Annotated in this window: 25 protein-coding genes; 14 read left to right on the top strand and 11 right to left on the bottom strand. The window is 65.6% G+C overall.

Going from position 1 to position 26,012, the window contains the following annotated elements; genetic code table 11:
• Positions 1 to 86 precede the first annotated feature (86 nt).
• The 3 genes from AM590_RS20605 (at position 87) to AM590_RS17980 (ending at position 2,568) form a co-directional block, all read left to right on the top strand.
• Positions 87 to 242, top strand: coding sequence for a hypothetical protein (locus AM590_RS20605; RefSeq protein ID WP_345775627.1), 156 nt, complete (start codon positions 87 to 89; stop codon positions 240 to 242).
• Between the two features lie 22 nt (positions 243 to 264).
• On the top strand, positions 265 to 1,437 hold the full coding sequence (locus tag AM590_RS17985; RefSeq protein WP_058828665.1) for an ABC transporter permease: 1,173 nt from the start codon (positions 265 to 267) through the stop codon (positions 1,435 to 1,437).
• A gap of 102 nt (positions 1,438 to 1,539) precedes the next feature.
• Positions 1,540 to 2,568, top strand: coding sequence for a transcription initiation factor IIB family protein (locus AM590_RS17980; RefSeq protein WP_082677763.1), 1,029 nt, complete (start codon positions 1,540 to 1,542; stop codon positions 2,566 to 2,568).
• Between the two features lie 130 nt (positions 2,569 to 2,698).
• On the opposite strand, the gene AM590_RS17975 is transcribed toward AM590_RS17980, so the two are convergent.
• Both AM590_RS17975 and AM590_RS17970 read right to left on the bottom strand, forming a co-directional pair.
• On the bottom strand, positions 2,699 to 3,133 hold the full coding sequence (locus AM590_RS17975) for a hypothetical protein (RefSeq protein ID WP_058828664.1): 435 nt from the start codon (positions 3,131 to 3,133) through the stop codon (positions 2,699 to 2,701).
• A 95-nt stretch (positions 3,134 to 3,228) separates the two neighbouring features.
• Positions 3,229 to 3,723, bottom strand: coding sequence for a TRAM domain-containing protein (locus AM590_RS17970; RefSeq protein ID WP_058828663.1), 495 nt, complete (start codon positions 3,721 to 3,723; stop codon positions 3,229 to 3,231).
• A gap of 151 nt (positions 3,724 to 3,874) precedes the next feature.
• On the opposite strand from AM590_RS17970, the gene AM590_RS17965 reads away from it, so the two are divergent.
• A complete protein-coding gene (locus AM590_RS17965; RefSeq protein WP_058828662.1) occupies positions 3,875 to 4,069 on the top strand; it encodes a hypothetical protein in 195 nt (64 codons plus the stop codon).
• A gap of 24 nt (positions 4,070 to 4,093) precedes the next feature.
• Here the strand turns inward: AM590_RS17965 and AM590_RS17960 are convergent, their stop codons facing one another.
• From AM590_RS17960 to AM590_RS17950, 3 genes are all read right to left on the bottom strand, one after another.
• Positions 4,094 to 4,630, bottom strand: a complete 537-nt coding sequence (locus AM590_RS17960) for a phage tail protein (protein WP_058828661.1) — start codon at positions 4,628 to 4,630, stop codon at positions 4,094 to 4,096.
• Positions 4,627 to 5,229, bottom strand: coding sequence for a phage tail protein (locus AM590_RS17955; protein ID WP_058828660.1), 603 nt, complete (start codon positions 5,227 to 5,229; stop codon positions 4,627 to 4,629). The genes AM590_RS17960 and AM590_RS17955 overlap by 4 nt, the downstream gene beginning before the upstream one ends.
• Positions 5,230 to 5,516: 287 nt before the next feature.
• Positions 5,517 to 7,556, bottom strand: coding sequence for a heavy metal translocating P-type ATPase (locus AM590_RS17950; RefSeq protein ID WP_394329105.1), 2,040 nt, complete (start codon positions 7,554 to 7,556; stop codon positions 5,517 to 5,519).
• A gap of 435 nt (positions 7,557 to 7,991) precedes the next feature.
• Between AM590_RS17950 and AM590_RS17945 the strand changes: the two genes are divergently transcribed.
• From AM590_RS17945 to AM590_RS17935, 3 genes are all read left to right on the top strand, one after another.
• Positions 7,992 to 8,591 (top strand): MarR family transcriptional regulator, encoded by a 600-nt coding sequence (locus tag AM590_RS17945; protein ID WP_058828659.1) that lies wholly within the window; start codon positions 7,992 to 7,994, stop codon positions 8,589 to 8,591.
• A gap of 218 nt (positions 8,592 to 8,809) precedes the next feature.
• Positions 8,810 to 9,169, top strand: a complete 360-nt coding sequence (locus AM590_RS17940; protein ID WP_058828658.1) for a hypothetical protein — start codon at positions 8,810 to 8,812, stop codon at positions 9,167 to 9,169.
• Positions 9,170 to 9,226: 57 nt separating this feature from the next.
• A complete protein-coding gene (locus AM590_RS17935) occupies positions 9,227 to 9,577 on the top strand; it encodes an SHOCT domain-containing protein (protein WP_058828657.1) in 351 nt (116 codons plus the stop codon).
• A 13-nt stretch (positions 9,578 to 9,590) separates the two neighbouring features.
• Here the strand turns inward: AM590_RS17935 and AM590_RS17930 are convergent, their stop codons facing one another.
• Positions 9,591 to 11,723: a beta-glucosidase gene (locus AM590_RS17930; RefSeq protein ID WP_058828656.1), complete on the bottom strand. Its 2,133-nt coding sequence runs from the start codon at positions 11,721 to 11,723 to the stop codon at positions 9,591 to 9,593.
• 142 nt (positions 11,724 to 11,865) lie between these two features.
• Here AM590_RS17930 and bioB point away from each other — a divergent pair, with 142 nt between their 5' ends.
• The 5 genes from bioB (at position 11,866) to AM590_RS17905 (ending at position 17,531) form a co-directional block, all read left to right on the top strand.
• A complete protein-coding gene (gene bioB / locus AM590_RS17925; protein WP_058828655.1) occupies positions 11,866 to 12,924 on the top strand; it encodes a biotin synthase BioB in 1,059 nt (352 codons plus the stop codon).
• A 159-nt stretch (positions 12,925 to 13,083) separates the two neighbouring features.
• Positions 13,084 to 14,499 carry an ABC transporter substrate-binding protein gene (locus AM590_RS17920; protein ID WP_058828654.1) on the top strand — a complete coding sequence of 472 codons (1,416 nt, stop codon included), beginning with the start codon at positions 13,084 to 13,086 and terminating at the stop codon, positions 14,497 to 14,499.
• A 76-nt stretch (positions 14,500 to 14,575) separates the two neighbouring features.
• The gene (locus AM590_RS17915) at positions 14,576 to 15,469 is read left to right on the top strand and encodes a carbohydrate ABC transporter permease (RefSeq protein WP_058828653.1); all 894 of its coding nucleotides are present in this window, start codon (positions 14,576 to 14,578) and stop codon (positions 15,467 to 15,469) included.
• Between the two features lies 1 nt (position 15,470).
• On the top strand, positions 15,471 to 16,355 hold the full coding sequence (locus AM590_RS17910; protein WP_058828652.1) for a carbohydrate ABC transporter permease: 885 nt from the start codon (positions 15,471 to 15,473) through the stop codon (positions 16,353 to 16,355).
• A 3-nt stretch (positions 16,356 to 16,358) separates the two neighbouring features.
• On the top strand, positions 16,359 to 17,531 hold the full coding sequence (locus tag AM590_RS17905; RefSeq protein WP_058828651.1) for an ABC transporter ATP-binding protein: 1,173 nt from the start codon (positions 16,359 to 16,361) through the stop codon (positions 17,529 to 17,531).
• A gap of 19 nt (positions 17,532 to 17,550) precedes the next feature.
• On the opposite strand, the gene AM590_RS17900 is transcribed toward AM590_RS17905, so the two are convergent.
• The 5 genes from AM590_RS17900 to AM590_RS17880 all read right to left on the bottom strand — a co-directional run bounded on the left by AM590_RS17900 (position 17,551) and on the right by AM590_RS17880 (position 23,064).
• On the bottom strand, positions 17,551 to 17,952 hold the full coding sequence (locus AM590_RS17900; RefSeq protein ID WP_058828650.1) for a hypothetical protein: 402 nt from the start codon (positions 17,950 to 17,952) through the stop codon (positions 17,551 to 17,553).
• 107 nt (positions 17,953 to 18,059) lie between these two features.
• Positions 18,060 to 18,245 carry a hypothetical protein gene (locus AM590_RS17895; RefSeq protein ID WP_004041242.1) on the bottom strand — a complete coding sequence of 62 codons (186 nt, stop codon included), beginning with the start codon at positions 18,243 to 18,245 and terminating at the stop codon, positions 18,060 to 18,062.
• 662 nt (positions 18,246 to 18,907) lie between these two features.
• Positions 18,908 to 19,675 carry an IclR family transcriptional regulator gene (locus AM590_RS17890; RefSeq protein ID WP_058828649.1) on the bottom strand — a complete coding sequence of 256 codons (768 nt, stop codon included), beginning with the start codon at positions 19,673 to 19,675 and terminating at the stop codon, positions 18,908 to 18,910.
• Between the two features lie 98 nt (positions 19,676 to 19,773).
• Positions 19,774 to 20,880 carry a Gfo/Idh/MocA family protein gene (locus AM590_RS17885; protein ID WP_058828648.1) on the bottom strand — a complete coding sequence of 369 codons (1,107 nt, stop codon included), beginning with the start codon at positions 20,878 to 20,880 and terminating at the stop codon, positions 19,774 to 19,776.
• Between the two features lie 84 nt (positions 20,881 to 20,964).
• Positions 20,965 to 23,064: a pectate lyase gene (locus AM590_RS17880; RefSeq protein ID WP_172795833.1), complete on the bottom strand. Its 2,100-nt coding sequence runs from the start codon at positions 23,062 to 23,064 to the stop codon at positions 20,965 to 20,967.
• A gap of 377 nt (positions 23,065 to 23,441) precedes the next feature.
• Between AM590_RS17880 and AM590_RS17875 the strand changes: the two genes are divergently transcribed.
• Both AM590_RS17875 and AM590_RS17870 read left to right on the top strand, forming a co-directional pair.
• Complete coding sequence (locus AM590_RS17875) at positions 23,442 to 24,590, top strand: Gfo/Idh/MocA family protein (RefSeq protein WP_058828647.1); 1,149 nt, start codon at positions 23,442 to 23,444, stop codon at positions 24,588 to 24,590.
• A 20-nt stretch (positions 24,591 to 24,610) separates the two neighbouring features.
• The gene (locus tag AM590_RS17870; RefSeq protein WP_058828646.1) at positions 24,611 to 25,987 is read left to right on the top strand and encodes a DUF362 domain-containing protein; all 1,377 of its coding nucleotides are present in this window, start codon (positions 24,611 to 24,613) and stop codon (positions 25,985 to 25,987) included.
• The last annotated feature ends 25 nt before the right edge of the window (positions 25,988 to 26,012 follow it).

Below are 26,012 nucleotides of genomic sequence, written 5' to 3'. Positions count from 1 at the left end.
ACACACTCGTTGCCTCCTCATTCCTTCCGAAAAGTAACACCGATAAGCCGCCGCAGTCATGCGGTTCTTCGCTTAGCTAAAGACGGATGCAGTTCCTCGTCGGGGACCCGCTGGCGTTCACGGCCGCAGGGCTTCGATACGTCGCTCTCGGGGCGCTGTTCGGCGTCCTCACGTCGCTGTTCGCCGGCGTGTACCCCGCGTGGAAATCCGCGAATAAGCGGCCCGTGGAGGCGTTAGAATGACGCGAACGTGGGGCGAGAGGCGGTGAGCCTGCGCCACCGAATCGCCGGGCGGTTCCCGCGACTCGTCATCGCCCGACGGAACATCTCGCGGGCGAAGGTCCGGTCGATACTCGCGGCGGCCTCGATACTCATCGGCGTCGTCGCAATCGGCGCAATCGGCGCGGGCGGTGCGGCGTTCAAGCAGAGCCAACTGCAGAGCATCCAAGCCCAAGGCGCGACGAGCGTCTACGTCTCGCCGGGGGCCGACATGGAAGCGTCGCACTTCGACAGAGAGGACGTCAAAGCGATAGACGAGACGGTCGGGGCGGCCACAATCGTGGCGACGGAACCCGGAAGCATGGAGCTGATAACGAGCGACGGCACCCGCGAGGGGGTGTCGGTCACCTACATCGACGACCCCCGACAGTTACACGAGGTAGAACGGGGCGGAATCCCCGACAACTGGCGACAGAGCGTCGTCGTCTCCCACGGGTTCGCGGCCGACCGCGGCGTCGAACTCGGCGAGCGCCTCAAACTCGTCTCCGAGACGGAGACGGCGGCCGGAACCGTCGAGACAGAACACACCTACCGCGTCGTCGCCGTGCTGGCCGAGAGTCAGTCGTTCGGAGGGGGCGGACTGTTCCTCCCCATCGAGGAGACCGGGGACCGACAGTACAGCCGTGTCGAAGTGATGACGGAGTCGACCGACAGGGCCGAAGCCGTCGCCGAAGCGCTCCGCGACCGCTTCAACGACCGGAAAGACAGGCTGTTGGTGTTCGAACTCACCTCGCTCGTCCGCCTGCTCAAGACGCTCGTGAACGGAATCAACGCGTTCCTCGCGGGCCTCGGCTCCATCTCGCTTCTCGTCGCCGGCGTCTCGATTGCGAACACGATGCTGATGGCCGTCATCAAGCGCCGCGAAGAGATCGGCGTCCTGCGGGCGGTCGGCTACGGCAAGGTCGATATCGTCCGGATTCTCCTCGTCGAGGCGGTACTCCTTGGCGCGCTCGGCTCGGCGGTCGGTCTCGCCATCGCCGTCGCCGTGGCGATGGTGGCGAACGCGCTGTTCCTCGGTGACCCCTTCGCCTTCACGCAGTCGGCGCTCCTGTACTTGGCCGGGGCGGTCGCGTTCGGTATCCTGACCAGCCTGCTCGCCGGCGCGTACCCCGCGTGGCGGGCGGCAAATGAGCGGCCTATCGACGCGCTCCGGGGCTGAGTGGGCGGAATCGCTCTCCGGCCGTCATCCCTCGAATCGAAGGTGTTTGGCATATTCCAACCGAGAGCCCATTACCCTCGATAGGGAATGAACCGATACTCAATGGATACGAAACACGTCGACTGGCGTTCGATGCGGGACGAGTCGGCACCGACGGCGGAGTCCGAGGTCCGACGGTCCGGCGAGGAGCGCGACGAAGACGAAGCCGAGTCGTCCGAGGCGTCGGTCGCAGAGCGGACCGACCTCGTCTACGACGAACAACACGGCGAGTGGGTCGACCCCGAGACGGGCGAAATCCTCCGCGAGGACGAAATCGACCGCGGCCCGGAGTGGCGCGCGTTCGACGCCGCGGAGCGCGACCAGAAGTCCCGCGTCGGGTCGCCGACGACGAACATGATGCACGACAAGGGGCTGTCGACCAACATCGGCTGGCAGAACAAAGACGCCTACGGCAACTCCCTGTCGTCGGGACAGCGCCAGAAGATGCAGCGGCTCCGCACGTGGAACGAGCGGTTCCGCACCCGCGACTCCAAAGAGCGTAATCTCAAGCAAGCGCTCGGCGAGGTCGAGCGGATGGGCTCGGCGCTCGGGCTTCCGGACACCGTCCGCGAGACCGCCTCGGTCATCTACCGCCGCGCGCTCAACGACGACCTGCTCCCCGGCCGCTCCATCGAGGGCGTCGCCACGGCCGCCATCTACGCCGCGGCCCGGCAGGCCGGCGTTCCGCGCTCGCTCGACGAGGTCCGGCGTGTCTCCCGCGTCGACAAGATGGAACTCACCCGGACGTACCGCTACGTCTCCCGCGAACTGGGACTCGACATGAAGCCGGCCGACCCCACACAGTACCTCCCGCGATTTGTCTCCGAACTCGACGTGACCGACGACGTGGAACGCCGCGCTCGATCGCTTCTCGACAACGCGAAGCGGCAGGGCATCCACAGCGGCAAGAGCCCGGTCGGACTCGCGGCGGCGGCCATCTACGCCGGCGCGCTCCTCGCCGACGAGGAGCTGACGCAGTCCGAGGTGAGCGAGGTGACCGACATCAGCGAAGTGACCATCAGGAACCGCTACCGCGAACTCCTCGAAGCGACGCAGAAGTCGGGCGAGAGAGCCGTCGGGACGATCGCCTAACTCGGAACTCCGGCGCTAAAAGCCGCTTTTCTCTTCGGCTCGGTTCGTTTTCAGCTAGTGCGTTCGGACTGTTCAGTCCGTTCGGACCGTTCGGTTCGACCGCGAGGACGCGGTAGCGCTCTCGAACGCGTCAGCGATTGCACGTACACGGTGAGCGAGTCGCACCGCCGCGTCCCGGCAGAGCACCGCGAACGCGTTCGACGAGTTCGCACGCAGTCTCGCGGAGGACAGCGGCGTTCGATTCGGACCGTCGCTCTCGGAAGTCGAAGTAGAGCGCTGTCGGCAGGAGAAGCGAGGCGTACACGCCGCTGACGGCGACGGCAATCTGTAGCGGGTGGTCGGCGGGGACGACTGCCCAGCCGACCGTGATGAGCGCCCACAGCGCGATTCCCTGTCGGACGGTCGGACGCCATTGGTTCGCAGGCGTCGGCTGCGCCTGCGCGTCTGGGCCGCCGTGGGCGGCGGCGTCGCCGCTCGATTCGAACACCGGGCGGTCGGCTCGGGGGGACTCGGTTCGGGTGTCGTCACGTGGAGAAGAGGCGTGACGGAGCGTTCGTTCGGACATATGGTGGTATCGACGGCTACGGCTCCGAACCTAATGTGACCCTGTTTGGAATATACCAACGCCGAGGAACGAAAGCCGCGGTCGGTCTCGACGGGTCAGTTGACGCCCGCGCCGTCGACCGGTTCCGCGAACGCGACGGTCTGTTTCACGTCGGTGACTTCGACCTCGACGCGGTCGCCGGGCTCCGTGCCGGGGACGATGATGACGAAGCCGCGTTCGACCTTCGCGATGCCGTCGCCCTGGTCGCCGAGCGTGTCGATGATGACGGCTCGGACGTCGCCTTCCGCGACGGGCGGTTGTCGCGGCTGTGAACGCGCCTCGTGGGAATCCGACGCCGGAGCCTCCGGTTCCCGCTCGTCGCCCGAACTGATGCCGCGGCCGTCGGTCGTCTTCGCTGCCGTCGGTTCGGCCGAAGCCTCGGTCGTCGACGCGGTGCCCGGACTCGTCAACAGCGCGACGCGGTACAGTTCCTCCGTCGAAATCGACCCGCTTTCGACGAGTTCGCTCGGAATCGACACCACGTAACGGTCACCGTCTCGCTCGACCGAAGTCTCGAAAAGGAGCCGAAGAGAATCTGAGATATCAGTCACTTCCCCCTACTTCGCGTCAAACCAAATAAAAGGTGGTGAAAATACCGCACTCGTTTCGGCCGACGACGACCAATGGAACCGACCGAGACCCGCTTGTCCACGACCGCAGGCGTGCCCGAAAACACATGACAACCGGACACAATTTTTAGCTATGGCACGCGACACGCTCGTTTCGTGGCAGACGTTCGCGCTGTTCGTCTTGTTTCCGCCGGCGGCGCTCATCGCCCTCGTGTTCTTTCCCCTGACGCTGCTCGTCTTCGGGTGGCTGTACTACCGCGGCAAGCACGAGGCGATGCTGGAGTCCGACGAGCGAACGACGGCGGGGCCGAACGACCTCGGTCCGTGAGACGCCGTCGCTGCGGGCCCGAACTCAGTCGGCGCACTCGTCGAGGTCGGTGAGGGCGTCGATTCCTTCGTGGGTCAGTTCGAGCGACTCCGTCGCCACGGCGGCCGCGTCGGCGACGAGGTGCGGCCCGGTCCACCTGACCGGCGTCGCCGCCCGGCAGACCCACCCGCGAACCGGCTCGCCGGTCGCGTCGAGCAGGCAGATGCAAATGTCCTGTGGGGTCGCCTCGCCGTCGACCCACGCCCGGAACCACGCCCACAGCGACTGGTCGTCGGTGACACCCCGACGGAGTTCGAGCGGCGGCGAACTGGCTTCTCGGCGGGACGGTGAGGGTGGCCGCGGTCGCGGACCCGGTCGCTTCCGCACACGGCGGCCGCGACGGCCGTAGCGGTCGCGGCGGTCGGTCTCGGACGGCGGCGAGTCGGACCGCGACTCGTCTCCGTTCGCGGACTCGACCGCCACCGAGAGCCCGCGAACTTCGGAGAACCCCAGCTTCGGGAGCGCGTCGCATCGGACCCGAAACCGGTGTGCGCCGTAGGGGTCGGACTCGGCCGCGGTCACGTCTCGTCGGACTCCTCATCGCCGGCGCGACTCACCTTCAGTCGCGATTCGTCGATGCCCTGCGGCAGTCCCTCACCGACCGGGAAGTCGAGGTCCGGGAGCGCTGGGGTGGAACCGCCGTCGTTCTCACTCTCGTCGTCCTCGTCGTCACCGGTTTCGACCGCGATTCGTGCGAATCCCTCGTGGACGACGACGAGGCGCTCGACGGCGACTTCGGAGGCCATCGCGTCCAACCGGGGCGCGTCGTACTTCGAGGGCCACGCCTCGCGGAAGACCCAGCGAGCGGCGGGGTTGCCCGTCGCGTCCAACAGCACGACTGCGGCGTCGCGCCGGGCTTCGGCCATCTCGCCCTGTTCGACGAGCGTCCGCCACTCGGACAGTTCGAGCGACCGGTCGGTCACACCAACTTCGAGCACGAGCGGCCCGTACTCGTTCAGACCGGGGAGTTTCCGCGGCGTCGGCGGGTCGGCCCCCTCGCGGTACTCGACGACCGCCGAGGTCGCCGACGGGAGGTCACAGCGGCTGAAGCCGGCGGTCACGAGTCCACCAATTTCGAGGATGAACCGTAGCTGTCTGTACGGGTCTGTCCGAGTGGCCATCGTCAGCGACCTCCGAGGAAAACGAGCGCCGACGACCAGGGTGCGGCGGTCCGCGAGGTATTGGTACGTGAAAACATATCAATCGAGACTCGCAGTGGCGGCTAATGAACGTGTACCCTACGTGCGAAAGCGCGCGGAATGGGTCGATAAGGAAAAACGGTCATAGCGGAACGGGTCCGACGAACCGGTGGAGTTTCGTCACGCGTCTCGGCAGGCCAACCAGAACGCCCTCAACGGGGATTCGCGGGGTATCGGCGGCGAGCAGGTAGCCGTAACGACTAGCATCGTCACGCCGAGAGGTCGATACCCCGGAGCCGACGGGCGTTGACCGCGACGATAATCGTCGACAGAGACATGAACACAGCGCCGACCGCCGGCGACAGGAGGATACCGACCGGCGCGAGAACGCCCGCGGCGAGCGGGAGTGCGAACACGTTGTAGCCGGTCGCCCAGACGAGGTTCTCCTGCATCTTTCGATAGCTCGCCTTCGAGAGCTTGACGAGCCGAACCACGTCTACGGGGTCGTTGTCAACGAGGATGATGTCGCCCGATTCGATGGCGACGTCGGTGCCGGAGCCGATGGCGATGCCGACATCCGCCCTCGCGAGCGCCGGCGCGTCGTTGACGCCGTCGCCGACCATCGCGACCCGCTTCCCCTCGGACTGGAGCCGCGCTATTTTGGTGTCTTTCTCCTCGGGCAGGACCTCCGCGAAATACTGGTCGATGCCGAGTTCCGCAGAGACGGCGCGCGCGACGTCCTCGGAGTCGCCGGTCAGCATCGCGACCTCGATTCCCATCGCGTGCAGCGCCTCGATGGCCCGCCGGCTCTCCTCGCGGATGACGTCGGCGAGCGCGAACGCCGCGACGACCTCCGACTCGTCCCGAATCAGATAGATGACGGTCTGGGCGTTCGAGCCGGCCTCGTCGGCGAACGACGCGATTTCGTCGGGATACTCGATACCGAGTCGGTCTATCAGGTTGGGGCCGCCGAGGTGAACCGTCTCGCCCTCGACGGTCGCCCGGACGCCGAGTCCGCGGAGGTTCTCGAACTCCGACACCGTGGCCTGTCGAACGCCGCGGTCGGTGGCGGCGTTCCGAATCGCGCGAGCGATCATGTGCTCCGAGTCGCCCTCGACGCCCGCGGCGACCTCGAACGCCCGCGTCTCGTCCCACTCGCCCGCGGTCTCGACGCCGACGACTCCCTGTTCGCCCTTCGTGAGCGTGCCCGTCTTGTCGAAGACGACGGTATCGAGGTTCCGCGCCTCCTCCATGGCGATGCGGTCGCGGATGAGCATCCCGTTTCGGGCGGCCGTCGAGGTGTTGATTGCGACCACGAGCGGGACGGCCAGACCGAGCGCGTGCGGACACGCGATGACGAGGACTGTCACGACGCGTTCGAGGACGCCAACGCTGAACCCGACCGCGAGAACCCACGCGACGGCCGTGACTCCCGCGGCGGCGAGCGCGGCGTAGAACAGCCAGCCGGCCGCGCGGTCCGCGAGGAGTTGCGTGCGGGATTTGGACTGCTGGGCGTCCTCGACCAGACGCATGATTCCCGCCAGCGCCGTCTCGTCTCCCGTCTTCGTGACCCTCACGCGGAGGCTCCCGTCCTGATTGACCGTGCCGGCGATGACCTCCGAACCGGCGTCCTTGTCGACGGGGCGGGACTCGCCCGTGATCATCGACTCGTCGACCGACGACTCGCCTTCGGCGACCTCGCCGTCAGCGGGAACCGACGCGCCGGGCCGGACGAGCACGACGTCGCCCTCCGACAGTGCAGAGACGGGAACCTCCTCAGTATCCCCGCTCTCGGTGACGCGCTCGGCGGTGTCGGGCATGAGTTTGGCCAGTTCGTCGAGCGCCCCGGAAGCCTGCCGGACCGACCGCATCTCCATCCAGTGACCGAGGAGCATGATGTCGATAAGCGTGACCAGTTCCCAGAAAAACGGCGTCGTCCCCTCGATGAACAGGCTCGCAATCGAGTAGCCGAACGCGACGGTGATCGCCAGCGAAATGAGCATCATCATCCCCGGTTCGCGGTTCGCCAGTTCGGTCCGAGCCATCGAGAGGAACGGCACACCGCCGTAGGCGAAGACGACGATAGAGAGGACGGGCGTAATCCAAACGCTTCCGGGGAACGTCGGCGCGGTGTAGCCGAAGGTACCTTGGACGAACTCGCTGAAGTAGACGACCGGCAACGACAGCGCGAGCGACACCCAGAACCGCCGCCGAAACATCTGCTCGTGGCCCGAATGGTCGGTGTGGGCCTGGCGATGGTGGTGTGACGAAGCGTCGTGGTCGTGGTCGTGGTCTGGATGGGTGCTCATGGGTTGGTGGGTGGTGCCGTCCCCGCATCTTGTCCGGAGCCTGAAACAGCGCGGCGCGGTCAGGCGAAGGGGATTAGGGGGAGAGCGGTGAGGGAGTCGTCGACGGTATACGGTTCTCGAACCGTCTAGGTTCACGCAGACGCGGGAAGCGCATCGTATCACGCGACTTCGGCTCTCTGTTCGCGGTCAGCGGGCTATCCCCGGACGGTGACAGCCGCCGACGTACACGGAAACGTACGCTCCCCGGCCTTATGCGGATTTTCCCTTCGAAACATCGGCTCTGAGGCGGCCGATATCTTGGAATCGAAACGCCGTGGGTCGTTCCGATCCCCACCGGACGCACGCAGAAGTGGACGCAACAACCACAACTGGTACACCGGTGTCGCACCAATCACCGTGCATGAACGAGCATCACGGGAAACCGAGGTGGGGTGGATGAATCGGCGACGAGCCGACGCGGTCGTCGGCGCGCTCGTCGCTGGCACCGTTCTCATCGGCGGAGCGCTCAGTTGGCAGGCGTACCAGCGACAGCAGGCGTTCGAGCAGATGGGGTCGATGATGGACATGGGAACGTCGATGGGGGCCGTTCACGGAACGAACCCGCTGTGGTACGTCCTCGGGACAGTCCTCGCCGCGACCGTCATCGGTGGCGGGTATCTCGCGGTTCGAGACGCGATAGACGGTGCGGACGCGAGCGAGCGCGTTCAGGGCCAGACGCCAAATCCGACCGACCGTGAACGGTCCGAACCGCCGGCGGAAGTCGGTCAGTCGGAGGAGACGAGTCCCTCGGCGTCACACCCGCGGACTCGCGTGTTGGACTTCCTCCCGGAGGACGAGCGTCGGGTGCTCGAACCGGTTCTCACCTCGCCCGGGATCACGCAGATAGAACTCCGGGACCGCTCGGACTTCTCGAAGAGCAAGGTGAGCCAGACGGTGAGCGCCCTCGAAAAACGCGGGTTGCTGTACCGCGAGCGCCAGGGACGAACGTATCGAATCTATCCGAGTGACGAGTTACAGCAGAACCAAGCGCCGTAGCCGACTGCCGTGGCGTCTCCTCGCTCGCGGGTTGCCCGAACCGGTGGGTGAGAGTACGCGGAAAGGCCCGACACCGGCGAATTCGGCGCTGATGAACGGTCCCGTTTCTGAAAAACGATTAGAACCCCGTATAAACGTTCTTGGACGTTCTCAGAGCTGTGTTCACACCCAGTCCGATAACTCCGGAGCGGTCCTACGACCAACCGAGGAGAAACACAATGACCAACGTCAAACTCGGCCGCTGGCTGCTCGCGGCGCTCGCAATCGTCGGACTCGCGGTCGCCGCGCCCGCGGTCAGCACACACGGCGACGAAACGGCTGTCGACGACGCGGCCCCGACCGGTGGAACCGCCGCCGAGTGGGCGGCGTGGATGGAGTCGCAGATGACCGAACACATGGGGCCGGGGAGCGTCGAATGGATGGAGTCGCACATGGGCGTGACCGTCGACGAGATGGCCCGAGACATGGCTGACGGCGACCACGACGGCGGGATGTACGGACAGGGCGTCGGAATGTACGGGCAGAGCGGTGGGATGTACGGACAGAGCGGCGGAATGTACGGGCAGGGCCACTGCTGACGGACCTGTCCGGATGAATCGCCTCGATAGAACACCGCAACCTACCGATTCGAACCAATGACACAACGTGACACCTACCTCGGACGTACTGCTCGCCGACTCGCGATGCTTGCGGTCCCGCTACTGGTCGCGGCGACCGGTACGGCCGCCGCCATGGGCGGCGGATACGGCGGCGGCATGATGAGCGGTGGCTGGGGGCTCTTCGGCGGCGGGATGGGCCTCTGGGGACTCCTCTGGATGGGGCTACTGCTCGCGGTTCCGCTGTACCTCGTCTTCGCCCTCGGGAAGCGGCGGGAGACCGATCCCGACGAACGGCCGCTGTCGGTCCTCCGAACCCGCTACGCGCGGGGCGAACTCTCGGACGACGAGTTCGAACGGCGGCGCGAACAGTTGGAGCGCTCCGAATAGCTCGTTCGACGGCCTACCGCGACACCGTCGTCTCTGCCCGAATGTCGCGGGACGAGCGACCGATCTCGACGACGTAGTCACCCGCGTCGACGGTCCACCCCTCGGAGTCGTCGTATCTGCGGAACGCGTGCTCGGACAGCGAGAGTTCGACCGTCTCGGTCGCGCCCGCGGCGACTTCGACGGCCGCGTAGCCGGCGAGTTCTCGCGTCGGGCGCTCGACGCCCGCGACGGCCGGCGGGCGGACGTACGCCTGCACGACTTCTCTCCCGTCGCGGTCGGACGCGTTCGTCACCGCGACCGCGACCACGTCGTCGCCGCGCACCTCCGCGTCGCCGTACTCGAAGGTCGCATACGAGAGGCCGTGTCCGAAGGGGTAGGTCGGTTCGTCGTCCGCGTCGGCGGCGTCGAAGTGCCGGTAGCCGACGAAGACGCCCTCGTCGTACTGCGCCTCGTCGGCGACGCCCGGGAATCGCTCATCAGACGCCGTGGGGTACGACTCCTCGGGCGCGAACGTGACCGGGAGGCGACCCGAGGGGTCGGCGTCGCCGTAGAGGATCGACGCGAGCGCGTCACCGTCTGCCTGTCCGGGGTACCACGACTCGACGACGGCGTCGACCGAGTCGCGCCACGGCAGTTCGACCGGGCCGCCGGACTGGACGACGACGACTGTCCGGTCGGCGGCGTCGGCGACGGCCTCGACGAGTTCGTCCTGTTCGCCGGGGAGGCGGAGCGTCTCGCGGTCCGCGCCCTCCGTGGTCGCGTCCCTGACGACGACGACCGCGACATCGGCCTCGCGGGCGCAGTCGGCTGCCGCGTCGATGTCGGGCGTCTTTCCGCCAGGGAAGTCGTCGGCGCCACCCGCGGCGTCCGCGCTCTCGTCGTCAAAGAACGAAGGCGTGACGACGCGCTCGACGCCGGGTTCGAACGCGACCGTGCCGTCGGTGCGGGCGCGGATTCCCGCGAGCGCCGATACCTCGCGTGCGGGGGTGACTTCGGAGGAGCCGCCGCCGCCGAGCATCGCCTCCGAGACGCCGGGGCCGACGAGCGCGACGTCGGCGTCGTCAGAGAGCGGGAGCGCCCCGTCGTCGTTCTTCAAGAGGACGGTGCCGCGGGCGGCGAGCGTCTCGGCGAGGTCGCGGTGTTCGGGCGTATCGAGCGCGCCGCCGCCGCCCCAGTCGCCGTCGAGGAGGCCGATTCGGGCCATCTGCCCGAGGATTCGCGCGACCATGTCGTCGAGGCGGTCGGCCGGGACCGCGCCTGACTCGACCGCGGATTTCAGTTCGGTCGCGAACCTGGGCATCGTCGTCTCGCCGGCCGGAATGCTCTCGTCGTCGCCCTCCTCCAGCATCTCGGCGTCGGGGTCGAGCCCGAACGCCTCGTGGAGCGCTTCGAGCGAGATGCCCGGCATTTCGAGGTCGAGGCCGGCGGTGGCCGCACCGACGGCGCTCGCGGTGCCGAACCAGTCGGAGACGACGTAGCCGTCGAAGCCCCACTCGTCTTTCAGCACCTCGGTGACGAGCCGCCGGTGGTCGCTCATGTGGGTTCCGTTGACGCGGTTGTACGCGGTCATGACCGACCCCGCGCCCGCCTCGACCGCCGCCTCGAAACCGGGGAGATAGAGCTCTCGGAGCGCCCGTTCGCCGACTTCGGCGCTGACGACGAGTCGCTTCGTCTCCTGGTTGTTAGCGACGTAGTGCTTCGGCGTGGCGAGTACGTCTTCGGACTGGAGGCCCGCCACGACCGCGGCGGCGAAGTCGGCCGTCACGACCGGGTCCTCGGCGAAGTACTCGAAGTTACGCCCGCAGTTGGGGACGCGAATGAGGTTCAGCCCGGGGCCGAGGACCGCGTGCTGGCCGCTGGCTTTGGCCTCGCGGGCCATCGCGACGCCCTGTCGCCGCGCGAGTTCGGGGTCGAACGTCGCCGCCACGGCAATTGAGGCCGGAAAGGCGGTCGACGAGCGGCCGGGGATGCGAATCCCGAGCGGGCCGTCGGCGAGGCGAAGTTCGGGGATGTCGAGTCGGGGGACGCCGGGCACGTAGCCGGTCGCCGTCCTTTCGGGGTCGGCCGCCCCGCGCACGAGCGAGCACTTCTCGTCGAGGGAGAGCGAGTCGACCAAGTCGGAGACATCGGGGTCCGAGAAAGCCATAGAACTGGCTACGAGTTTCGTCAGTAGCTCGAATAGTGTTGTGATGCCAGCAGAGCAGGACCCTTGTCGGGGAGTCGGTGGTCAGAGGGGCGAATGTCGACGAGGCAACGGGTTTTTGAACTCGTCAACTTAGAAATGAAGTATGGTTTACGAGACTGGAAACCCGACTGTCGACGACGCGGTGCGGCGAGTGCTCGGCGGCGAGGAACTCGACCGGACCGACGGGGTAGCACTCATCGCGCAGCCGGTCGAGGCGCTCGCATCGGGGGCCGACTACGTCCGTTCCGTCCGCTCCGACGGGACCGTCGACGCCTGTTCCATCGTCAACGCGAAAGCCGGAAACTGCGCCGAGGACTGCGGGTTCTGCGCGCAGTCGGCGCATTTCGACACCGGCGTAGAGACACACGGCTTTCTCGGGCCGGAGGCGGTGTTAGAGGCCGCCCGGCGCGCCGAGCGCGACGGCGCACAGCGGTTCGGCATCGTCGTCGCCGAGAAAGGCGTCTCGAAGGAGCGCCGGCCCGACGAGTGGGCGGAGGTGCTGGCGGCGATTCGACTCGTCCGCGACGAGACGAACGTCGAAATCGACGCCTCGCTCGGACTGCTCACCGAGGAGGAGGCGCGAATACTCGCCGACGAGGGCGTGAACCACTACAACCACAACATCGAGACCTCGCCGCGGTACTTCGACGAGGTGGTCGGAACCCACGACTTCGAGGACCGACTGGTGACGCTCCGACGGGCGAAAGACGCGGGGATGGACCTCTGTGCCGGCGTCATCCTCGGGATGGGTGAGACGCCGGCGGACCGCGTCGACGCCGCTATCGAACTCCAGAAAATCGGCGTCGAGTCGCTCCCGGTGAACGTGCTCAACCCCGTCCCCGGCACGCCGCTCGGCGACGCCGACCACGCCGACATCACGACGACGGAACTCGTCAAGACCGTCGCAGTCTATCGACTGCTCCACCCCGACGCGCGCGTCCGACTGACCGGCGGGCGGGAAGTGAACCTCGCGCCCGACGAGCAACACCTCCCGTTCGAGGCCGGTGCGGACGGCATCCTCACCGGCGACTACCTGACGACCGACGGGCAGTCGCCGGGGACCGACATCGAGGTCGTCGAGCGGGCGGGCCTCGAACCGAACCGCGCGGTCAACGACTTCGACGTGGACGCGGTCAAGCGTCGGGAAGCGAGAGACGACTGAGGTCGGCCGAATCGGAGGGCGACAGAGTCGACGACGGGGACCGCGACCGGACCGTCGCCCGCTATGAACGGCTACGTGATACTATTGTGAACACAAAAGTTCAATTTAGTTATATGTTCAAAAGAATTAAATTTAGAGCCGATAACCGGCCGGTGTCGAATGACACGAAACACGCGACGCAGGTTCGTCAAGACCGTCGGTGCCGCCGGAATCGCGGGGCTGGCAGGATGCACGGGTGGACAGGACGGAGGGCAGTCACCGGACGAGGGCACGGGAGGCGACTCGGCCGAGACGACGACGGCCGGTGAGACAACCGGGTCGTCCGGGACGGAAACGACGACCATCAAGTTCTGGCACGCGATGGGCGGGGACATCGGCAAACTCATCGACTCGCTGGCGAGCGAGTTCGAACAGCAGGCGGACGGCATCCGGGTCGAAGCGACCCAGAAGGGGAGTTACCGCGAGACGCTGAACGCCACGACGTCAGCGGTACAGGCCGGGAACCCACCCGCCATCGCGCAGATTTTCGAAATCGGGACGCAACTCGCCATCGACAGCGGCGTCTTCGCGCCAGTCGAGGACATCATCCCGGAAGACCGGGTGAACTTCGACAACTACCTCGACTCCGTGCTGAACTACTACCGCATCGACGGCACGCTCCACTCGATGCCGTTCAACTCCTCGAACGCCATCTTCTACTACAACAAAGACGCCTTCGAGAGCGCCGGCCTCGACCCCGAGGCCCCACCGACGACCTTCCAAGGCGTGTTGGACGCCTCGACGGAACTCACGGACGCGGGCGCAGTCGACACGGGAACGACGTGGCCGAACCACTCGTGGTTCGTCGAACAGTGGCTCGCAGAGCAGAACCAGACGCTCGTGAACAACGAGAACGGTCGGACCGGTCGCGCGACCGAGGCCCACTTCGAGAGTGAGGCCTCGAAGACCGTCTTCGACTGGTGGGCGAACCTCTACGGAGAGGGGCAGTACCTCAACCCCGGCATCGAAGCGTGGTCAGAGGCCCAACAGGCGTTTCTCACCCAGAAGACGGGGCTCCTCGGCTACTCCACGTCGAGCATCGCTCCCATGACCGAGGGCGCGCGGAACAACGGCTTCGAACTGGGGACGATGCGACTCCCGACGCCCGGCGGACAGCGACAGGGCGTCGTCATCGGCGGGGCGTCGCTGTGGACCCCGAAAAGCCTCGATTCTGCCAAGCAGGACGCCGCCGGGGAGTTCCTCGCGTGGCTCACGGAACCCGCCCAGCAGAAGCGCTGGCACACCAACACGGGCTACTTCCCCGTCCGCGAGGAGGCGATTACCCAACTCGAAGACGAGGGATTCTACGACGAGAACCCGAACTTCCGCACGGCCATCGACCAGCTCCGCGAGACGGAGGACTCGCCGGCGACCCGCGGCGCGCTCATGGGGACGTTCACGAAAGCCCGAACCATCGTCGAGGAGGGCTACGTCAGCATGATTCAGAACGACGACCGGAGCGTCGACGACGTGCTCGGCGACATCGACGCACAGGTCGAAGACGCCCTCGCGGGCTACAACCAGAAGGTGAACTGAGCGGCGAAGCGACGCCTCGCCCGCGCGAAACCGCGTCCCGACACCGCCCGTCAACACTCATCACACACCACTCACAATGAGCGATTTCACCAAACCGTACCGTTCGACGACGCAGGCCGGCCTGCTTCTGGTCCCGACGCTGGTCGTTCTCGTGGCCTTCCTGTACTACCCGGCCGTCGAGACGTTCCGGCTCAGTTTCTTCCAGACGCTCCTCTTGGGAACCGGCCGGCAGTTCGTCGGCATCGACAACTACGTCGCGCTCGCAACGTCCGCCGAATACCGACAGAGCCTCTTCGTCTCCGTGCTCTTCGCCGCCGCCGTCGTCGTCGGCACGCTCGTCGTCTCGCTTTTCATCTCGTACCTGCTGTTCGAGGTCCGCGCGGGCGCGTCCGGCTACCTGCTCGCGGCCATCTGGCCGTACGCGCTCCCGACGGCGGTCGCGGCGACCATCCTCCTGTTCATGCTTCACCCGACGCTGGGCATCGTCACGCACTACCTCGAGGCCCTGACGGGGCTCACTCTCGACTGGTTCACGAGCGGTCCGCTCGCGTTCGGGGTCCTCGTGGCCGTCGCGGTCTGGAAGCAACTCGGCTACAACATCATCTTCCTCGTGGCCGCGCTGAACAACGTCCCCGAGACGCTGACCGAGTCGGCGCGACTCGACGGCGTCGGCCGACTGCGGATGCTCGTCCGGGTCTACCTTCCGCTCATCTCGCCGACGCTGACGTTCCTCGTCGTCATGAACACCATCTACGCCTTCTTCGGGGCGTTCCCGCTCGTTGACCTCATGACGAGCGGCGGCCCGAACAACGCGACGAATCTGCTCATCTTCAAACTCTACCGCGACGCCTTCTCGTTCAACAGCCTCGGGTTGGCCTCCGCGGAGTCGACGGTGCTGTTCGGCATCGTGTCGCTTTTGATGTACGTCCAACTCCGGTTCTCCGACCGGCACGCGCACTACGGGGCCTGACATGGCGACGAACACAGACACGGCGACCGAGCCAGCACCGTCGCGTCGGCTTCGAACCCGGTTCGAACGCGCCTTCGGCGGCGACCTGCTCGTCCACGTCGCGCTCGCGGGCGCTATCGCGCTGGTCGCGCTCCCGCTCGTCCTCGCGGTCGTCATGAGCACGCAGTCCACAACGGAGGTGTACGAGGTGACGAACCTCGGACTCGGAAGCGCCGGACTGTCGAACTACGAGACCGCGCTCACGGAGTACAACCTCACGCGGTACATGATCAACTCGGCGGTCATGTCGGTCGTCATCGTCGTGGGCAAGGTCTCGCTGTCGCTTCTCGCCGCGCTCGCGCTCGTCTACTACCGCTTCCCGTTCGAGCGCGCCGTCTTCACGTTCATCCTGCTGACGCTCTTGGTCCCGGTCCCGGTCCGCATCGTGCCGCTGTTCCAACTCATGGCCGACCTCGGATGGGCGAACTCGCTTCTGTCCATCACCGGCCCGTACATCGCCAGCGCGACGGCGGTGTTTCTCTTCCGCCAGCATTTCATGTCGATTCCGGAGTCGCTTGTGGAGAACGCTCGCCTCGACGGCGTCGGCCCGCTTTCGTTCCTCGTCCGCGTGCTGATACCCATGTCGAGGGGGATGATAGCCGGCGTCTCCGTCATCACGTTCATCTACGCGTGGAACCAGTATCTCTGGCCCCTCATCGTCGTCAGCGACCAGTCCAAGCAGGTGGTGCAGGTCGGTATCAAATTCCTCCAAGGCGCGAGCCAGTCCGGCCTCACCCAATGGGGGCTCATCATGGCCGGAGCCGTCATCGCGCTCCTCCCGCCGCTCGCCGTCCTCGTCACGTTGCACCGCCCGCTCCTCGAAACGTTCGCAATACAACAGAAGTAATCCATGACACACCTCAGACTCGACTCCCTCACGAAGCACTTCGGCGACGTGAAGGCCGTCAACGGCATCGACCTCGCGGTCGAAGACGGCGAGTTTCTCGTCTTCGTCGGCCCGTCGGGGTGCGGCAAGTCGACGACGCTCCGAATGCTCGCCGGGCTCGAATCGATCACCGACGGCACGCTCTCTATCGGCGGCACCGTCGTCAACGACCACCCGCCCGACGAGCGCGACGTGGCGATGGTGTTCCAGAACTACGCGCTGTACCCGCACATGACGGCCGCGGAGAACATGACGTTCGGCCTCGACTCGGGGCTCTTCGACCGGTCGAACCACGACGAAGGGGTCGCGGAAGTCGCCGAGACGCTCGGCATCACCGACCTCCTCGACCGCAAGCCAAAGGAACTCTCCGGCGGCGAGCGCCAGCGGGTCGCAATCGGCCGCGCACTACTGCGCGAACCCGAGGTGTTCCTCCTCGACGAACCGCTTTCGAACCTCGACGCGAAGCTGCGAGTGGAGATGCGGACCGAACTGCTCGAACTCCACCGAACGCTCCGAACGACCACCGTCTACGTCACCCACGACCAGACCGAGGCGATGACGCTCGGCGACCGCGTCGCCGTCCTCAACGGCGGCCGAATCGAACAGGTCGACCCGCCGCAACGCCTCTACGACTACCCGGAGACCCGGTTCGTCGCCGAGTTCATCGGAACGCCGGCGATGAACGTCCTGCCCGTCGAAATCCGTGACCGAGGGGACGCCCTCGTCGTGGAGCGCGAGGGGTTCGAACTCGCGCTCCCGGACGCTGACGGATCCGACATACCCACCGGTGACGCTGGCGGCTCCAGCGGCACGTTCGGCGTCCGACCCGAGGACGTCTCCATCGTCTCGGGGCGCGCCCGCGACGCACCGACTATCGAAGCTGCGGTCAACGTGACCGAGCCGTTGGGCGACGCGCTACTCGTCCACTGCACGCTCGGCGGGGCCGAACTCAAAGTGAAGGCCGAACCCCGGAGCGCGGTCGAGCCGGGCGAAACGGTGGCACTCGCGTTCGACGAGGAACGCCTCCACCTGTTCGACGACGACGGGAACGCGGTCTATCACTCGTCTCACCCACCGAGCGACGACCGCGGCGACTCGGACCCGCACGAGCCAGTCGAAGCCACCGGGTCGCAGTAGGGCCCAGCGCGCGCCCGTGCTACCGCTCGCCGAACAACGCCGGCGACGAGTTGAGGCCCGCCCGCTCCTCGTCGGTGAGTTCTTCGAGGACGCTCGTCCCGGAACCCGGCTTCGAGTCCCACGACCAGTCCTCGTGGAGGCGGAGACGGCCGTCTTCCAGTTGTTCGATTCGGTCCGTCGAGTGGCCGGTCGCGGTCGTCCCGTCTTCGGTGACGTGGGAATACCGGAAGTCGAGCGTGTCGCCGAGGTGGAGGCCGACGAGGTGGCCCAGCCTGACGGTTCCGCCGCGGTACGTCGCGTGAATCAGGTCGTCGGACTGGTCGAACCAAAAGTAAGTGTCGTCGCCGACGTCGCCGCCCTCGGCGTTGGCGACCGACTTGAAGACTCGTCCGTCGAGCGACGGTGCGTGAGATTCGGGCATAGTCCGTGTGCGAAGCCGACCGTTATGAGTGGTCCGCCGCCGACGCGCCGAAGTGCCCGGTTGTCCCCCGGGCGACCGCCCGTCCCGGCCTGTTACACCACCACCAATCAGTAGCTACTCCGGTCTCCCGAACCGGAGTCAGAGCCGTTTTTGACTGCGTCAGTCGCCTTTTCGATGCCTTTCTTGGCCTTCTCTTCGCTCACCTTCGTTCGCTTTCCGACCTGTTTGGCGACTTCGTCTTCGTGGCCCTCTACGAGTCCGAGCAACCGTCGAAGCTTGCTCATCACGCCCATGGCGTCGGCGATAGCGACTCCTCGGACGAAAAGGTGGTGGCCGTCGAACGAACACGGAGGACTCCGAGAGCACACCGCCCCAATAGTAAATATTCATACATGCATTTGAATCTGGTACTTCTCGAAGTGCTATCTCACTCTCGATTCGTGGTTCGAGAGCACAAGGTACGACCGAGAGGACCGAATAGGCCGTTAGTTCGGCGTTCACGGATTGCTTTCAGTGGCAAGCGGTACGGTGCGGAACAGCATTGATTGGTACCAAAATCTCGAGCCGAAAGGTGGTTTGAGTTGAATAAAGTAATCTTCGCCGTTTCAGCGTTCGAACCCTTACTTCTCGGGTATCGTCGAAGGCGAGGCGGGAGATAGCGTCCCAGATCCAAATTATTACTGTTTTCTGATGAATTAGTCAATAGGTAATTTATCCGGAATAAGATTGCGCCGGCTGTAATCGAGACCGTGCAATCACGTCGTCCGAACCTACACTCAGATCGGTGACACGATACAAGAATATATTACAGACGTACGAGCGTAATTTGTTGATTCGCAGTAATAATACAGCGGAGAGAGCAGCTGCAACTATTGTGAGTATATAATGTTCGGCATTTCCGAACGGTTGCAGGAGAGTCGGCAGCGTCGAGTGACGCGGGTCGATCCCACCCGAGTCATGCGAGTGCGAGTTCCAGTTCGAACTCGCTGACGATGTCTTTGACCGTATGCGCGAGTTCGGCCTTCCGGTCCTCGCCGGTCACCGAGTGAGCTGGTCCTGTGACGCTGAACCCACCGATAACGTCGCCCGAGCGGCGCGTCGCGGCGACGCCGATGGCGTAGAGTTCGTTGAAGTTCTCGGCGCGGTTGACGGCGTAGCCCTGGTCGCGGACGCGCTCTAATTCCTCGAACAGCGCCTCGCGGTCGGTCGTGGTGTTTTCCGTCTCCTGCGGGAGGCCCCACCGGTCGATTATCTGTTCGATGCGCGGCTCCGGGAGTTCCGCGAGAATCGCCTTTCCGACGGCGGTGTTGTGCAAGAACAGTCTGTTGCCGAGTTGCTCGTGGGACCACCCCATCTTACTCCCCGACGCGGTGTGCAGGAAGACGGCCTTCCCGCCCATCTCGACGGTGAAAATCGACCGAAGGCGAGTCTCTTCGAACAGACGCTCCGTGAACTGTCGCGCAAGGACGAACGCCGGCTCCCGCGTCCGGACTTGGTTCCCCAATCGGAGCAGTTCCGGACCGATGAAGTAGAAATCGCCCTCCTTGATGACGAACTGTTCCTGCTTGAGCGTCGCGAGGTGGCCGTGAATCGTGCTCTTGGGCTTGTCCATCCGCTCGGCGATTTCGGAGACTCGCGCGCCGTCTATCGCTTCGAGTTGCTTCAGAATCTCTATCGAGGTGGCGGTCGTCCGGAGCGTCTTGGGCGAGTTATCCGTTGGCATACCCCAATATTTTCGCCCGGGTATTTAAAATTCAGGATAGTCGAACGGCTGGTCGACCCCGCGGCGCAGCGTGGCGGCGGCGGTATGGGTGAGCGCGTTCACCCCTCGACTTCGACCCAGCCGCCGCGCTCGCCGGACTCGTAGGCTGCATCGAGGACGCGCAGCAGTTGCACGGCGTCGTCGACCGTCGCGGGCACGTCGCCGGTCTCGTAGCCCGCGAAGTAGTCCTCGAAGTAGTCCTGCACGAAGTCGCCCCACGCCGGGAACCGGTCGTAGGTGAACTCGAACTCGACGGTCCGCTTCGGCGCGGCGGTCCAGTCGGGGTGCTCCGAGGTGATGTCCAGCGGGACCGTGGGTTCGTGCTGCAGCGAGTCGTGGTGCAGCGGCGTCAACGCCTGTCCCTCGGTGCCGTAGAGCCCGAGGTGCGTGTCCTTGCCGCGGTCGCTCAGGTAGTAGCCGGTGTGGTACGTGCCGAGCGTCCCGCTTTCGGTCTCGAACTGGAGGACGGCCCCGGCTTCCACGTCCGTCTCGACCGCGTCGTGGAACCGGGCGTTCACCCGCGCGATGGGGTCGTCGAGAATCCACGGCATCACGTCGACCCAGTGCGGGCCAATCCATTGGAGCGCGCCGCCGCGACTCGTCTCCCGGTCGTAGAGGTAGTGGTCGGTGTCCCGGTAGGAGAGCTGGCTGGCGTTGAAGCGGCCGTCGAGCGTCCACACGTCGCCGAAGAAGCCTTCCGAGACTCGGTCGCGGAGCGCCATCGCGACGGGGTTGCGCCGGTAGTACATCGTCGGCGAGACGGTCACGCCGAGTTCGTTGGCTCGGTCGGCGATGTCTTCGAGGTCGGCGGCGGTCCGAGCGATGGGTTTCTCGCTGACGACGTGAACGCCGTTCTCGACGGCGCTCTCGATGATTGCCGGCGTCTCGTCGCTCCGGTAGGTTATCCACGCCACGTCGATGTCGGCGTCGGAGACGAGTTCGTGGGGGTCCTCGTAGACCGCCGCGCCGCCGACGAGGTCCGCCATGTCCTGTCCCTCGGTCGTGATTTCGTCTGGCCGATCGTCCATCGCCGCGATGTTCGCCACGTCGACCCGGCGTCCGGGTTCGCAGACCGCGGTAATCGTCGCATCCAACTCGCTTGCGACGGCGAAATAGGGGTCCCGGTGGTGGTGGTCGATACCGATGTATCCGATGTTCGCACCCATACACGTACTTCACAGAAAATAATTTAAAAATGTGTGGGTTCGAGCAAAATAATCGCCTGCGGACGGTGCGTCGGCCCCCCGCAGTCAGCGTTGTGGCGTCTCGACTCGCCGAGACCACGACCGAAGCCACGGCCGGGTCCCGCCGTTGGGGACGTTCAGGTCGTGGCTGTTGACCGGGAGGTCCGGATAGCCGCCGACCTGCTCCTGACTGTCGACGAGGTAGCTCGCGCCGCTTTCGACGTTTTCGAGGATGCGTTCGTCGGTCGCCGTCCGGTCGGCCGGGCGCGCGCCGACGTTGGCGAGGTTGTGTTCGAGCGTCCGGTCGGACGGCATCGCCGACAGACCGTCGGGCCACAGCGGCCGCTCGTCGACGACGGTCACGTTCTCGTCGACCATCGCCACGTCGCCGTCGGTGCGGTTGTCTTCGAGGTACGCCACGGCGGTGTCCACGTCGTCCTCGGTGAAGACGTTCGCCTTGTCCGAGTTGGGCCGGAGATAGGCGTTGCCGACGATGCTCGCCTCGGTGTCGGGGTCAAGCCAGGTGCCGTCTTCGAAGTCGTACATCACGTTGTTGACGACGACGCTCTCGGTTCCCTCCTTGAGTCTGGGATGGCGGTCGGTGTTGAACGCCCAGACGTTCCCCAGCATGGCGACGTTCTTCGCGTCGTTGCCGATGAGCGAGCCGTAGCCGTGTTCGCCCTTCGGGTGGACCGAGTCGTCGAGCGCCTCGGCGACGAGGCAGTTCGAGACGGTCGTCTCTGCGGTCTCGTAGCCGACCGAGAGGCACTCGTCGACGCTCCACGAGGCCGAGACGTGGTCGATGACGTTGTTCTCCGTCTCGTCGGCCGTGTTGACCGTGTCGAGCGCCCAGTCCTCGGTCGGCTCCTCGATGCCCGCGTCGCCGAGTCGCACCCGGACGTGCTGGAGGACGCAGTCGCTCGCCCCGATATTCACGCGACCCTTGACGAACGTGACGCCCGGTGAGGGTGCGGTCTGGCCCGCGATGTAGCACCTGTCGTACGGAATCGGGAGGTCGCGCACGCCGAGGTCGATCGTTCCGCTGGTCTCGAAGACGACCAATCGCTCGCCGTCGACGGTGACCGCCTTTTCGAGTTGGCGGCGCGTCGGCTCGGTTATCACGATGATCGGTGTGTCGTCGTCAAGCCACGGCGCGGCCTCGGCGAACCCGTCACTCGGTCCGAAGTGCGACGCGCTGTCCGGACCGGCGTGGGCCGGAACCTTGCTGTTCGACGGGTTTGGCGTGCTGAACGTGGAGACCGCGCCCCGCGCGGTGTCTCCGTCGGCCGTGTCTGCCACCGCGCGCACCTCGTAGTAGCGACGCCGCGTCAGGTCGTCGGCGTCGACGCTGAACGCTCCCGGCGAGGTGAGTTCCGTCGGGTCCGTGGTCTTCCACGATTCGGTGGGAACCTCCCGGTACTCGAAGTAACAGTCCGCGGAATCGGCACCGCCGAGGTCACCGAGTTCGCCGGTGAGCGTCGCGGACCCGGGGCCGGCGTCGGTTACGTCGTCGGTCGAGACGAGCGGGACGCCCGCCGTACTCTCCACGCTTCCCGCGACTTCGACGTCGCCGATGTCTCGGTTCCGGTCGAGGTCGACGCCAGAAAGGCTCTGGAACGTCGCCGTCGCGAGCGTCCCCGAGAGGTGGCTGGTGACCGCCAGTCCGACGTAGACGCTGTCGTCCAGCGAGATGTCGGCGGCGTCGAGCGTGTTAATCGACGTCCACGTCTCTCCGTCCGCGGAGTGGTACGTCTCTATCGTGTCACCGCTTCGCTTGAGACGGAGCCAGTCAGCCAGTGTGCCGCCGACGCTGTTCGTCTCGGCACCGTCTTCGGGCCGGTACTGCATCGACGCCTCGCCGTTGGGCCGGCGACGGACCATGACGTTCTTCGAGTCGGGGTCGAGCGACTCGCGGACCATCGGGCCCGTCTTCGTCCAGCTTTCGATGTTGTCGATGCCGGTGTTCTGGACGGCGACGTCGAAGTCGCCGCTCAGTTCCGTGTAGTAGTAGTGGAACGCGTCGGCAGTACCCCAGATGTCATCGCCGCCGCCCTGCATCGAGATCACGGTCGCGGCCGCGGCGCTGCCACCGAAGAGGCCAGTCGTCGCCGCACCGATACTTCCTGCTCCGAGCACGCGGAGGAACGTCCGTCTATCGGGTCTCATGAGTGCATCACTCGAACAAAGAACATATTCAACGATTGTTATAATTTATGGCAGCCTGAATCTGGCACCGACAGAGTATATAAAGTTCGAGAGGAACGAACGGTTGACGCCGCGGCTGGTTCGAAATAACGAGATGTGATATGATATATTACACCCATATGTTTGTAATACATGTGCCATATCTTATAAAGTTCGGTATATTCGAATGGAGATGTCCGGTCACGTACGTCGTCGATGACCGTTCTCTCGGACACCGTCGAATCGGCGGCTCGCGGGCGCAGGCGACGGTCAGGCGCGCGAATCGTTCACGGCGGAAAGCGAAGCCATGCAAAAGGTTATTACACTCCGACCAGCAGATTGGTGCAACGAGTCAGCACATGCAAGAGCTAGGTATCATCATGAACGGCGTGACCGGCCGGATGGGAACGAATCAGCATCTCATCCGCTCTATCGTCGCGCTACGCGAGGAGGGCGGTGTGGAACTCCCCAACGGGGAGCGAGTCATGCCGGACCCGATTCTTGTCGGCCGCAACGAGCGCAAACTCCGCGAACTGAGCGAGGAACACGGTATCGACCGCTGGACCGTCGACCCCGACCTCGAGACGTGTCTCGACGGCGACGACGAGGTGTACTTCGACTCGCAGATAACCCCCCGCCGCCCGGACAGCGTCATGAAGGCCATCGACGCCGGAAAGCACGTCTACTGCGAAAAGCCGCTGGCGAGCGACCTCAGCGCCGCGCTCGACGTGGCCGGGATGGCCGAAGAGAGCGACGTGAAACACGGCATCGTCCAGGACAAGCTCTGGCTGCCGGGGCTGTTGAAGCTCCAGAGACTCATCGAACAGGACTTCTTCGGCGACATCCTCTCGGTGCGCGTCGAGTTCGGTTACTGGGTGTTCACCGGCCACGGACAAGAGGCGCAGCGCCCCTCGTGGAACTACCGCGCGGAGGACGGCGGCGGCATCGTCGACGACATGTTCTCCCACTGGAGCTACGTGCTGGAGAACCTGTTCGGCGAGGTGGAGTCCGTCCGCTGTCTCCAGAAGACCCACATCGACGAGCGAATCGACGAGGACGGCGAGCCGTACGAGGCGACCGCGGACGACGCCGCCTACGCCATCATGGAGCTGGAAGACGACATCGTCGCCCAGCTCAACTCCTCGTGGACCGTCCGCGTCAACCGCGACGACCTCCTCGAGATCAAGGTCGATGGAACTGACGGCAGCGCGGTCGCCGGCCTGCGCGACTGCAAGACGCAGGGCCACGCGAACACGCCGAAACCGGAGTGGAACCCGGACACGCCGAAGGAACACGACTTCTACGAGGACTGGACGGGCGTCCCGAACAATCAGGTGTTCGAGAACGCGTTCAAGCTCCAGTGGGAGAAGTTCATCCGCCACGTCGTCGCCGACGAGCCGTTCCCGTGGGACTTCACCGCCGGGGCGCGCGGCGTCCAACTCACCGAGGCGAGCTATCGGTCCTCCGAGGAGGGCCGTCGCGTCGTTCTCGACGACCTCAGCGTGTAGAACGGCCCACGAACAGTTTTATGTCGAACTCGGCCGTCGAGTTTCGCATGCACACAGATGACGGCGAGAACCACGTAGACTGGCTCTCAGTCCCGGAAGACGTTATCCTCGAAGCGTGCGGTAACCCCCCGCTCCCCGAGTTAGGTATCCTCGAACAGGTCTGGGAGACGAATCCGATTCCGACGGCCGAGGTTCCGGAGGCGGCCGCGGAGGCCGTCGCCGCGCTGTCGTTCGCGGACGTTCCCGACGGCGGCGAGGTCGCACTCGGCGTGGGGAGCCGCGGTATCGCGAACATACCCGACATCGTCGCGGGCGTCGTCGACGCCGTCTCCGAGGCGGGCTACGAGCCGTTCGTCTTCCCCGCGATGGGGAGCCACGGCGGCGCGACCGGCGAGGGGCAGCGGGAGATGCTGAACGAACTCGGCATCACCGAGGAGCGAATCGGCTGCGAGATTCGGTCCAGCATGGAGGTCGTGGAGGTCGGGCGCACGCCGGACCGCGACGTGCCCGTCGTCGCCGACGCCAACGCGGCGGCTGCGGACGCCATCATCCCCGTCAACCGCGTCAAGCCCCACACCGACTTCGACGGCGAGGTCGAAAGCGGGCTGTCGAAGATGCTCGTCATCGGCATGGGCAAACAGCGCGGCGCGCAAATCGCCCACAAGTGGGCGGTCGACTGGTCGTTCCGGCGGATGATTCCCGAGATAACCGAGCAACTCTTGGACTCGCTTCCCATCGTCGGCGGCGTCGCAATCGTGGAAGACCAACACGACGACACCACGCTCATCGAGGGCGTTCCCCCGTCGGGCTTCCTCGACCGCGAGCGCGAACTGCTCGAAACCGCGTACGAACTGATGCCGAAGCTCCCGTTCGAGGAACTCGATTTGGTCGTGTTCGACCGACAGGGCAAGGAGATTAGCGGGCAGGGGATGGACACGAACGTCATCGGTCGCCGGCCGTTTTCCATCAACGAGCCCGCACCCGAGAAGCCGAACATCAAGCGCATCTACACCCACGGGCTAACCGAAAAGGCCCACGGCAACGCGATGGGCGTCGGGTCGGCGGACGTGATTCACGAGGACATCGTCGCCGAGTTGGACGCGCAGACGACGCTCATCAACGCGCTCACCGCGAGCACCATCCGCGGCGTGAAGCTCCCGCCCGTCGTCGAGACCGACCGCGCGGGCGTGGTCGCCGCGCTGTCGACCATCGGCGTCGTCGACCCCGACACGGTCCGGGTCGTCCGCGCGGCCGACACCATGCATCTCCACCGGCTGTACGCCTCGCCGGCGCTCGTCGAGGAGGCCCGCGACCGCGACGACCTCCGCGTGGTCGAAGAGCCCTCGCCGATAGCGTTCGAAGACGGCCAGTTCGCCGCGCCGTCGCTCCGGGACTGAAGCGCGCAGAAGCGTCTTTTTCGGA

The sequence above is a fragment of the Haloferax sp. Q22 genome, from assembly GCF_001482285.1.
Classification (GTDB): Archaea; Halobacteriota; Halobacteria; order Halobacteriales; family Haloferacaceae; genus Haloferax.
This window is presented reverse-complemented; position numbering and strand designations above follow the sequence as displayed.